8 protein-coding genes are annotated in these 11,532 nt (G+C 62.6%); 2 read left to right on the forward strand and 6 right to left on the reverse strand.

What is annotated here, in order from left to right:
* The first annotated feature begins 96 nt into the window (after positions 1–96).
* Positions 97–1,683 (forward strand): magnesium transporter, encoded by a 1,587-nt coding sequence (gene mgtE, locus CZ345_RS08620; protein ID WP_077072728.1) that lies wholly within the window; start codon positions 97–99, stop codon positions 1,681–1,683.
* Between the two features lie 597 nt (positions 1,684–2,280).
* Positions 2,281–3,441 carry an MFS transporter gene (locus tag CZ345_RS08625; protein ID WP_275425388.1) on the forward strand — a complete coding sequence of 387 codons (1,161 nt, stop codon included), beginning with the start codon at positions 2,281–2,283 and terminating at the stop codon, positions 3,439–3,441.
* Between the two features lie 16 nt (positions 3,442–3,457).
* Here the strand turns inward: CZ345_RS08625 and CZ345_RS08630 are convergent, their stop codons facing one another.
* The 6 genes from CZ345_RS08630 to CZ345_RS08660 form a co-directional block, all read right to left on the reverse strand.
* Positions 3,458–3,967, reverse strand: coding sequence for a hydrogenase maturation protease (locus CZ345_RS08630; RefSeq protein ID WP_077072730.1), 510 nt, complete (start codon positions 3,965–3,967; stop codon positions 3,458–3,460).
* Between the two features lie 586 nt (positions 3,968–4,553).
* Entirely contained in the window at positions 4,554–4,814 is a 261-nt protein-coding gene (locus CZ345_RS08635) for a hypothetical protein (protein ID WP_077072731.1), read from the reverse strand.
* A 2-nt stretch (positions 4,815–4,816) separates the two neighbouring features.
* Positions 4,817–6,205 carry an argininosuccinate lyase gene (gene argH, locus CZ345_RS08640; RefSeq protein ID WP_077072732.1) on the reverse strand — a complete coding sequence of 463 codons (1,389 nt, stop codon included), beginning with the start codon at positions 6,203–6,205 and terminating at the stop codon, positions 4,817–4,819.
* Between the two features lie 130 nt (positions 6,206–6,335).
* Complete coding sequence (locus CZ345_RS08645; protein WP_077072733.1) at positions 6,336–7,544, reverse strand: argininosuccinate synthase; 1,209 nt, start codon at positions 7,542–7,544, stop codon at positions 6,336–6,338.
* Positions 7,545–8,392: 848 nt separating this feature from the next.
* Entirely contained in the window at positions 8,393–9,364 is a 972-nt protein-coding gene (locus CZ345_RS08655; protein WP_077072735.1) for a TAXI family TRAP transporter solute-binding subunit, read from the reverse strand.
* 105 nt (positions 9,365–9,469) lie between these two features.
* Complete coding sequence (locus CZ345_RS08660) at positions 9,470–11,473, reverse strand: TRAP transporter permease (RefSeq protein ID WP_077072736.1); 2,004 nt, start codon at positions 11,471–11,473, stop codon at positions 9,470–9,472.
* Between the last annotated feature and the right edge of the window lie 59 nt (positions 11,474–11,532).

An 11,532-nucleotide genomic window follows, 5' to 3' on the forward strand; every position in this document is an offset into this window, starting at 1 on the left:
CTTTCCGGGCGTACCCCGGAACGGCAATCACCGTGGAATGGAGTGAAGCAACAGGCTAGGCGACCTCTCTCGATTCGTCAAGAGTGTTTGGGGAGAATGCATGATATGAGTAAAAAAACACAATCGCACATGGAAAAAGAACCCGATTCCCCCATGCTTCAGGCTCCTGAGAATCATCCCCTTCCGCAGGAAGAGTCCGTGCACGAAGAGCCTTCCCGCCGCATGAAGGAAGAGGAAAGCGCCGCCGCCTTCTACGCCTCCGCTCCCCAGAAGCCCGCCTCGGAACAGCCCGCGACCGAAAACGCCGCCGCTCCCGGAAAGCCTGAAAAAGACACGGAGGAAGAGGAGGATCTCTCCCAGTACGAGACCAGCGCCCGGGAAGCGGGGCTGGAACTTTGCGGAAGCGACATCAGCAGCGACGACTTCATTCACCCCGCCGACCGTGCGGAACACCTTGAACAGCTCCCCCTGAACAAGCAGCTGTGCGTGCTCACGCACCTTTCCACGGAAGAAGCGGCCGAGGCCCTCGCGGAACTCGACGAGGAGGTGGCCGGCGACGTTCTGGAAAACATGGACGCCGACGACGCGGCCCGCCTCATTGCGGAAATGGACCCCGACGACGCCGTGGACATTCTCGACGAAGTGGAGGAAGGCCACCGCGACATTCTGCTCAGCAATCTTCCCGCCGACGACGCGGAAGAGCTGCGTATGCTGCTCAGCTTCGACCCCGATACCGCCGCAGGCGTGATGAACACCGACATCATCACCGTGTCGGTGAACTCCACGGTGGACGAAGCCATCATGCTCATCCGCAGCGAGCTGGAAGAAAAGGAAATGCCCTACTACGTCTATGTGGTGGACAGGCAGGAAACGCTGGAAGGCGTCATTTCCCTGCGCGATCTCATGCTGGCCCGGCCCGGCACCATGCTGGCCAACATGGTCAACCAGCAGGACGTCATTTCCGTGCAGTTCGATACCGACAAGGCGGAAGTCGCGCGCCTGCTCGGCCACTACAACTTCCTCTGCCTGCCCGTGGTGGACAGGGACGATCACCTCATGGGCGTGGTCACGCACGACGACGTCCTGGACATCATTCAGGATGAGGCCAGTTCCGACATGCTGGGCATGGTGGGCGCCGGTCAGGACGAAAACGTGGACACGCCCTGGACGCGTTCCATACGCATCCGTCTGCCCTGGCTCGTCATCAACATGTTCACCTCGTCGCTTTCGGCCTTCATCGTCTCCCTGTTTGAAGGCTCCATCGCGCAGATGGCCCTTCTTGCCGTGCTCATGCCCATGGTGGCCAATCAGGCGGGCAACACGGGGCAGCAGGCCCTTGCCGTCATGATCCGTCAGCTCGCCACGGAAAGCTTCGATGCGCGCCGTTCCTGGGGCGCGGTGTTCCGCGAAAGCAAAATAGGGCTGGGCACGGGCATATTCATGGCCCTGCTGGCGTATGCTGGCGTCATGGCCATCAGCGGCAATTCGCGCCTCGCCTCCGTCATGGGCGTGGCTTTGCTTCTGGACATGCTGCTCGGAGCCATGGCGGGCGGCGCCATTCCTCTGGTGCTGCGCGCTCTCGGCCGCGACCCGGCGCAGGCTTCCAGCATCTTCCTCACCGCCCTTACCGACTCCGGCGGCTTCTTCATCTTCCTCGGGCTGGCTACCGCCTTCCTGCTTTAGGCGCAAGGCCCCGCTCCGCAGCCTCCACGCTCCTCCGCTGCGCCTTCCCCCCCCCGCGAAAGGCGTTCTTCCCGCACGCCCTCACGCACTCGCGCCTTCTCGTCCTTCCGGCGTCATGAACCGCCGTCATGCCGCGTGCCGGGCGCGGTATGCCGCACAGGCGGCGGGAACATCACCGCCCTGCCGCTACCGGCGGGCCATCCGCGGCGCTCCCCCTCCGGCATGGGCACGGCGCAGCTTCCGCCATACGTCCGAGCTGCGACGGGCGGAGCCGTTCCTCTGGTGCCGCGTCCCGGCCGCAACCCGGCGCAGACTTCCGGCATCCTGCCCTTACCGGTTCCGGCGTTTTCTTTCTCTCCCCGGGCCGGACATTCCTGCGGCAAACGCGCAACGCGCTTTCCGAATCCGTACCTTCCCTTTTCCCCAGACCTGTGGAACAAGGTATTTTTATATTATTCTGAAATTATTAATCTTTTTTAAAAAAAAACGGCTGACCTTTGCCCTGCAACCATTTACCAGACTTCCCCAAGACACGGCAAAAAAACATTTATTTCAGATAAATACGCAAGAGTACGGAAAAATCGGCAAAAACTTTCCCTGCCGGATTCGCCCTTTCTCTGGCGCTGGTACCGGCCCCGTGGCAACCGACATGTATCTGGCCTCCATGCCGGACATTGCCGGGCATCCGCATGTTTCCTACGCAAAGGTGCCGCTCTCGCTGAGCGTCTTTCTGCTGGCTCAGGCGCGGGCCAGCTTTTCTGGGGACCCGTCATCGACCGCTTCGGGCGGAGAATCCCGCTGCTGTCCGGGCTTGTGCTCTTTGCCGCCAGCTCCTTCTGGGCAGGCTGCTCCGACACCCTGGGCATACTGATACTGAGCCGCTTCATACAGGGGCTGGCGGGCGCTCTTCTTCTGGTCATCGGCTTCAGCAGCGTCAGCGACGTTGCCCATGGAACAGCCGCCGCAGGCATTTTTTCCGTTCTCATGACCGTGGAAGGGCTGGCCCCCATCTTCGCTCCCGTGCTCGGCGGCTTCATCGACGAATATCTGGGATGGCGGGCCGTGCTGTGGGCAAGTTCGGCCATGGCTGTTCTGGCCCTCATCAACAGCATTCTTCATCTTAAAGAAACGCTGCCGCCGGAAAAACGCCTTCCCCTGCACCCCGCCTCCATTCTGAAAACCTACCTGGCCATCACCTGCGACAAGGGCTTTCTTCTGCCCACGCTGGCCCTTTCGGCCGTCTTCTTCTACCTCTTCGCCTATATTGCGGGGGGCGCGTACCTCTACCAGAGCATTTACAGCCTCTCTCCCGACACATTCGGGCTCATCTTCGGCATCACCGGCGGCGGCATTATGCTGGGCGCCGTGGCCAGCGGCCGCCTGGTCAAAAAAACAACGGTGGGACATACGGCCAGGCTCGGCGTCACGCTCATGGGGCTGGGAACCCTGCTGGCCATGACAGGCCACCTCACCACAGGTTTTCCCGGAATCATGGCCGGTTTTCTGCTGGCCATGTTCGGCATGGGCATGGCGGAACCCATGCTGGTTTCTCTGGCCATGTCCTCCCAGAAGGGCGCGGCAGGATTCACGGCTGCGCTCATGGGGGCCTGCCATCTTCTGCTTTCGGCCTTTGCCACGCCCCTGTCGGGCTTCCTCCTGCCCCTCAGTTCCGTCGGCTGGTTCATCTTTCTCCTGCTCTCCGCCCTCGGAGCGCTGGCCGTCACCGTTCTTGCCTGCCCTGCTCAGAAAAAAAGCTGATACGACAGGCTGCAGCTCAGAACAGGGCATCTTCCGCAGCGCGGGCACGCTCTGCGGAGGATGCCCTCCGTTCTGCAAACTCCCGGACCATGTTGCGGATCATGGTCAGGTATCGCCCCATGTTCTCCCGTACCGGCGCGGAAAGCTCCATGCTCCACGCCGACACATCGAGGGGTTCCATGCCCGCCACATGCAGTACGGGACGCCTGCCCCGCAGCGCGGCAAGGTCCAGCGCGTCCAGCAGATCGCACTCGTGCAGGGAAAGCCCTCTTCGCCCCTCCCGCACCAGTTCCCGGCGCGAAAGCCGGTACAGGGAACCGGGCGCGCCGCCTGCCATGACGGCATCCAGCGCCACAATCACGTCGTAGCCCTCAAGCAGGGAAAAGCAGTCCGCCAGCGATGTGCCGAGTTCCAGCATGTCCGCCCCCTTCAGCCCTTCCCCGGCCAGACGCCTCAGCGCATGTACGCCGAGGCCGTCGTCGCCTTTCAACACATTTCCCATACCGAGCACCAGCACCGAGGCCATGGCCCCTCCTTTTCCCTGCATGGTGCCCGCAGAAGAAGCAGAACACCATGATAAAGGCGGTTCCCCCCGGTATCGCGCCCCCGGCGACAACACGGGCCTTTCCGAAAAAAACTCCGCTCCCTCCCTGTGACGACCTGCTCCGCTTCCCGGACGACGCTCGCCTCATCCGCCCGGCAGGAATGTCCGGCATCGCCCTCCTTTTCCTCGAAGCCCGGCATCCGTCCCCGTTCACGGCCTCCTGAATGATGTTGCCCAGGTAGTGCAGGAAGGGAACGGGCCTTCCTCGCTGCCGTTTTTCCTCGTCCTTTTCCCCATAAGATGACCGGAGCCCCCTCCGTTTTTTCCCCGGGCAGAACGGCATCGGGCAGAACGCACCGCAAAAGTTCCCCGCCTTCCGCACGCCGCTCCGAAAAGCCGCTCCGCCTTCCGCAACGTCCGCGCCCTTGCTCCGACATGCGGCACGCGCGCCGGCCCACATGCGACAAAGGGCGGCCCCCTCAGGGACCGCCCTTGCAGCAGATACGAAAACTCATGCCGGAAGCAGGAAGCGGCGTCTCATGCCGCCGCTTTTTCCCCGAACGCACGGCTAGTAGAAAAAGCTCTCCCCTTCCGGGGTGACTTCCACATCCTGCGTGATGGGGTCGATGATGCGGCAGTAGCCGTAATTGAGCCATTCATCCAGCACGTTCAAAAGCTCTTCCCGCAGAAAGCCCTCTTCCACGGACTGTTCCAGAATCTTCGGGAAACATCCCGCAGGCAGGGGGCGCGGAGCGCTGTGGACGGCCTTTTTCAGCCAGTCCCTTGTTTCCGCAAGCGTGGCGGGAGCGTGCTTTTTTCTGCGCGGCATGGCTACTTTCCGTCCTCTTCCAGCCAGCGGCGCATCTTTTCCAGCTGGCGCGCCACGGATTCGGGTCCGGTGCCGCCGGGCACATTGCGGCGGGCCACGGCGGTATCGTAATCAAGGGCGGTGTACACGTCTTCGTCGATGAGCGTGCTCAGGGAACGAAGCTCTTCCAGCGTCAGATCTTCCAGCCCCACGCCCTTGTCTTCGGCCATGGCCACGGCGCGGCCGGAAACATGGTGCGCTTCACGGAAGGGCAGGCCCTTGGTAACGAGGTAGTCGGCCAGTTCCGTGGCGTTCAAAAAGCCTGCGGCAAGGGCCTTGCGCATACGTTCGGGGTGGAAGGTGATGCCTTCCAGCATGTCGGCCATGAGGGAAAGGGAATGGCGCACCGTCTTGTCGGTGTCGATGAAGGGAATCTTGTCTTCCTGCAGGTCGCGGTTGTAGGTAAGGGGAATGCCCTTCATGATGGTCATGAGGTTCACGAGGTTCCCGTAGGCGCGCCCCGTCTTGCCGCGCATGATCTCGGCCACGTCCGGGTTCTTCTTCTGCGGCATGATGGAAGAGCCGGTGGAATGCTTGTCGGAAAGGGTGATGTAGCCGAAAAGCGGGTTGGCCCACCAGATGATCTCTTCGCAGAAGCGGGAAAGGTGGCCCATGCACACGCTGCCGCAGAACAGGGCTTCCAGGGCGAAGTCGCGGTCGGCCACGGCGTCCATGCTGTTGTCGAAGGTGCCGTACATGCCGAGTTCTTCGGCCACCATGGCCGGATTCAGGGCATAGGTGGTACCGGCGAGAGCGGCCGCCCCCAGGGGACTGACGCGCACGCGGCGTTCACAGTCGGCCATGCGCTCGGCGTCGCGCTTCAGCATCCAGGCATAGGCCAGAAGGTGCTGGGCGAGACTCACGGGCTGGGCGGGCTGCATGTGGGTGCAGCCGGGCAGAAGCACGGCGCGGTTTTCTTCCGCACGGCGCATGAACATGCGTACCAGATCACGGGTCAGGCGTATCCATTCGCGGAGCTGGTCGGAAACGAACAGACGAAAATCGAGGCAGACCTGGTCGTTGCGGCTGCGGCCGGTGTGCAGCTTCTTGCCCACCTCGCCCACGATCTGGGTCAGGCGGGTTTCAATGTTCATGTGCACGTCTTCCAGTTCCTGCTTCCAGGGGAAGGAACCTTCCTCGATTTCGCGCTTCACCTGGTCCAGGCCCTCGATGAGCCGGTCGGCCTCTTCGGCGCTGATGACGCCCTGCCTGCCCAGCATACGGGCATGGGCTTTGGAACCGGCGATATCCTGCGCATAGAGCGCGCTGTCGAAAGAAATGGATTCCGTGTAGGCTTCCACGGCAAGGCTGGTGCTTTCTTTGAAGCGGCCGCCCCAAGGCTTGTCGGACATGGTAACTCCAGGTGTTTTCGGGCGCACGGTGCCCATGATAAGCGGGAAAAAACAAGGCCCGCAGCCGCCTTCCGGCCAGGGAAGGCGGCCGCGGGCGCGACACGCGGCCCCGGGCGTACCCGGGCCGGGATTACTTCAGAAAGCGGCTCACGCGGTCGGCATAACCGCGGATGCGCAGACCCTGCAGGCGGATGAAGCCCGCGGCGTCCTTATGGTCGTAGGTGGCGCATTCCTCGAAGGTGGCCAGATCCTGGCAGTAGAGGCTGTGGGGAGAATAACGACCCACGGGCCAGGCGTTGCCCTTGTAGAGCTTCAGGCGCACTTCGCCGGTCACGCCGCGCTGCATCTGATCGATGAGGGCCTGCATGGCTTCGCGTTCGGGGGAGAACCAGAAGCCGTTGTACACGGCGGCCGCGTAGCGGGGGATGATGGTCTCGCGGGTGGCGAGGGCTTCGCGGTCGAGGCAGATGCCTTCAAGATCCTGATGGGCGATGTGCAGCACGGTGCCGCCGGGGGTTTCGTACACGCCGCGGCTCTTCATGCCCACGAAGCGGTTTTCCACCATGTCGAGGCGGCCGATGCCGTGTCTGCCCGCAATCTTGTTCAGGCTCATGACCATTTCACGGGGGGTGAGGCGTTCGCCGTTGAGGGTGACGGCGTCGCCCTTTTCAAAGCCGATGGTGATGTATTCCGGTTCGTTGGGAGCCTGCTCCACCGGCACGGCCATGACGTAGCTGTTGGGGCCGGGTTCTTCCCACGGATCTTCGAGTTCGCTGCCTTCAAAGGAGCAGTGCAGCATGTTGCGGTCCATGCTGTAGTGCTTGTTGGAGGAGTTGACCGGAATGCCGTGCTTTTCGGCAAAGGCGGTCAGAGCGGTACGGCTCATGAGGTCCCATTCACGCCAGGGAGCGATGACCTGAAGGTCGGGAGCCAGAGCGTTGATGGAAAGCTCGAAGCGGACCTGGTCGTTGCCCTTGCCGGTAGCGCCGTGGGCGATGGCCACCGCGCCTTCCTGACGGGCGATTTCCACAAGACGCTTGGAAATGAGCGGGCGGGCGATGGAAGTGCCCATGAGGTAGCGCCCTTCGTAGGTGGCGCCGGAACGCAGCATGGGATAGATGTAATCGCTTGCAAACTCGTCGCGCAGGTCTTCAATATAGGCCTTGGTCGCGCCGGTCTTCAGGGCCTTGGGTTCCACGCCGTCGAGGTCGTCTTCCTGACCGAGGTCGGCGGTGACGGTAATGACCTCATAGCCGCGCTCCACGATGAGCCACTTGAGGATGACGGAAGTATCGAGCCCGCCGGAATACGCAAGGATCACTTTATTGTTCTTAGCCATGGCAAAACCTCACAGGCGAAACGCGCCCATGGTTGACGTTAACCGCCGCAGCGGAAAATCATGCCGGAAAAACCGGCTTTCTGGCGAATGACGCGCTCCGGCCCCACCGGGGCCGAACGCGGAAGAAACCTTCTTGTAGGAAGATTCTCACTCTTTGTAAAGACCTGTTCCCCGCGCCCTGCCCCGTGCGGATCCGCTCTGCGCGCAAAGGCGGCCCACGGGGCAGGCGCCGCGCTCCGCAGGGCATGATTCCCCGCCCCGCGCATCGCTCCGAAGGCTCTTTCTACCGCCTTTCTTCTCAGGGAACATCTCGCCGGATTGCCGCCCTTTCCCGGCAGGCCGTCCCCCTGCCTCTCCCGTCCGCCGGAAGAACGCCGCCCGGGCCGCACAGCCCTTTCCCCCGCCGCCGTACAGAAAGCCCCCTTGCCGGTATCAGCCGCGCTGCCCGCCTGCGCCCTGTTGCAAAACGCAGGCCTCCCCGTCCGCCCCATCGCCTCTCTGCATCCCCGCCCGCGCTGTCGGCGCGTTTCTCTTTGCCCCACAACGTTCCCGCCTCCGCGTCCTCTCCGCCTTCCGCAAAAGGCTCCCTGCTCCCTCAGGTAAAAATCCGCATCTCACAACGCCGCCGGAAATGAACGCTTCTTCTCCGTCCCCTTCCCGACGGGTTCTCCGCCCGACGCCGGGCACGGCTTCTCCCCGCCTCCGCGCCCTTCCCCTCCGGCAGATGCGAAAGGCGCCCGCCCGCCCTTTGCCTTCTCCCTCCCAAAGCCCGTTCCGGCCTTTTCCATACGAAAAGGCCGCCCCTGCCCTGCGGCGGAGGCGGCCCTCAAGTCCGGGAAAAAGGCGGCCTACTTGAGCACGCCCACTTCCTTATAGTACTTTGCCGCGCCGGGATGCAGCGGGATACCGGCAAGGTCGGTCACCGCGCCCTCAAGGGTGATGTCCTTCATCACGGCATGGGAATTCTTCACGATATCCTGATTTTCCCAGAAGCACTTGGTGAGGTCGTAGATCACGTCTTCGGGCAGGGAGGCGTCGGTAATGAGGATCATCTTCACGGCAGTGGTCTGCACGGCCTTATCCTGATCGGGGTAGGTACCGGCAGGAATCTGGAACTTGGCGTACCAGGGGTATTCCTTGCTCAGAGCCTCGAAGGTGGCGTCGTCGATGTTCACAAGGCGGCCGTCGGCGGTGGCGCACATTTCGGAAACGCCCGCATTGGGCAGACCGGCCATGATCCAGGTACCGTCGATCTGCTTGTTGCGCATGAGATCGCCCGCTTCGGCGGGGCCGACGTACTGGGGCTTGATGTCGCCGGGGTAGGCAAGGCCCGCGGCCTTGAAGTGAACCTGCGTTTCACCGATGGTGGTGCCGCCGGCAACGCCCGGAGCGAACACCTTGCCCTTGAAGTCCTTGAGGGAATTCACGTTGCTGTCGGCGCGGGCGATGACCTGGTTGGGGTTGTAGTAAAGGCCCGCGATGATGCGCACGTCGGGGTATTCATGGCCCTTGAACTTGTCCAGCCCCTTCATGGCCTGATAGGTGATGCTGGTAATGGCGAAGGAAACCTGGGCGTCCTTCATGCTGAGAAGCTGGAGGTTCTGCACGCCGCCCTTGGAAGACTGCACGCTGGCCTTCACATAGGGAAGCTTGGTGCTCCACAGGTTGCCGAGGGCCGCGCCTATGGGGTACAGCGTGCTGGTGGTGGCCGCGGTGGGGATGCTGATGGTCACGGGCGCGCGATCGGCGGCGGAAGCGTCCATGGCGCCGAAGACCATGGAAACGGCGGCCATCATGGAAAGAAGGACTTTACCGTACATAAAACACTCCTGAACCTGTTGTGGTTTCCCTTCCCCTGAGGAGAAGGAGGGATGGCATGACCAAACGGCCGGAACGCTCCCGAAGGCGGCCCGGCCGCACGGAAACTAGGCGGAAGCCTTTTCCCCCGCGCGCAGGGCGGCGCTTGAGCGGCGGTTGAGCACGGCCGCGGCGAGAATGACGGCTATGCCTATGGCGTCGGTGGAAAGGCCGGGGTCGATGGTGAGCACCGCCCCCGCAATGAACATGATGCTCTGCAGCCAGGAGCAGGGGCCGAAGAGCCAGCGTTCCAGGCCCACGGCCAGGGCGCACACGCCGAAGCTTGCGGTGATGAAGGCCCACACCGTAGCCATGGCCGGATTGTCGGAGCTGTAGAGCAGCAGCGGATTATTGAGGAAGAAGAACGGCAGGATGAAGCCGGAAAGTCCCAGCCTCACCGCAATGAGCGAGGTCTTCGTTTCGTTGGAATGGGCGATGCCCGCAGCCACATAGGAAGACATGGCCACCGGCGGGGTGATGTTGGAAAGGCAGGCGTAGAAGAGGCAGAACATGTGCGCGGACATGGGCTGCACGCCGACTCCGGTGAGCACGGGCACGGCCACGGCCGCAACGATGACGTACGCCGCAACGCCGGGCACGCCCATGCCGAGAATGGTGCTCATGACCATGACGAACACGCCGCCGAGGTAGAGCTGCCCTTCGCCCACATACTTGAGCACCTGGAAGCCGAAGGTGAGCCCGAGCCCGGTCAGGGACACGGAACCGATGATGATGCCGATGATGACGCAGGAAACGCCCACGCCCACGGCACCCTTCGCGCCTTCCTCAAGAGCCTGAAGAATACGCCTTGCGCCCATGCGCGTTTCGGGGGAAAGCCAGGAAGCGACCACGGTGGCGAAAATGGCGAGCGCCGCGGCAAAAAGCGGGGTATAGCCCATGAACATGACGACCATGAGCACCACCAGCGGAATGATGAGGTGCCCGCGCTTTTTGATGACCACCATGGCGTCGGGAATATACTCCCGGGAAAGCCCCTTGAGGCCCAGCTTTCTGGCCTCGAAATGCACGGCCATGATGAGGGCGAGGTAGTAAAGGAAGGCGGGAATGGCCGCCGCGAGCATGACCTTGGTGTAGCTCACGCCGAGAAATTCGGCCATGATGAAGCCCACCGCACCCATGATGGGCGGCGCGAACTGCCCGCCCGTGCTGGCCACGGCTTCCACGGCTCCGGCGAATTCGGCCTTGTAGCCCGTCTTCTTCATGAGCGGAATGGTGATGGCGCCCGTGGTGGCCACGTTGGCAAGGGCGCTGCCGTTGATCATGCCCATGAGCGCGCTGGCGATGACGGAAACCTTGGCGGGGCCGCCCGCGCTGCGTCCCACGAGCGTCAGGGCGAGGTCGTTGATGAATTCGCTGAAGCCGCTGATGCGAAGAAACGCGCCGAAGAGCACGAAGAGGAAAACGTAGGTGGCCGAAACGCCCACGCCCACGCCGAGAAGGCCCTGACTGCCCCAGAACATGTGGTCCATCACGCGGGTGAGGGAAAAGCCCACATGCCCGAAGGCTCCGGGCAGGTATTTGCCGAGGAAGGCGTAGGCCAGAAACACCAGCGCAAGCACGGCAAGGTTGGGCACCACGCGGCGGGCGCATTCAAAGGCAACCACCACGCCTATGCCCGCCACCACATAGTCCTGCGTGGTGAACCATCCGCCGCCCATGGCGATATCGTCGTAATGAAGGATAAGGTAGCCGAAGGCATAGAAAACCGCGCCCATGCACACCGCATCCCACAGGGTGGGGAGCATCCTGTCGCGCTTTTCGCGACGGAAGGCCGGGTACATGAACACGGCAAGCACCAGAAGGAATATGATATGGAAGGAACGCAGCTTCATGGCGTCCATGGTGCCGAACACGGACGCATAGAGCTGAAACAGGGAAAACACCACGCAGATGACGGCAAGCACCTTTTCAAAAGGCCCGTGGAAACGCCGTGTGCGCGATTCCGAATCCTTTTCCTCCACCAGAGCCTGCGCCCTTTCCTGTTCTTCCACGGAGGCGACGATTTCCTGCGCCGCCACGGCTTCTTGTTTCTGATCCAGACTTTTCTCCATTGACTCCACCTGTGGAATATTCGCGGCCCCCGGGACCGCCCTTTCATCCGCGCCGTCGC

It is taken from the genome of Mailhella massiliensis (assembly GCF_900155525.1).
Lineage (GTDB): Bacteria > Desulfobacterota > Desulfovibrionia > Desulfovibrionales > Desulfovibrionaceae > Mailhella > Mailhella massiliensis.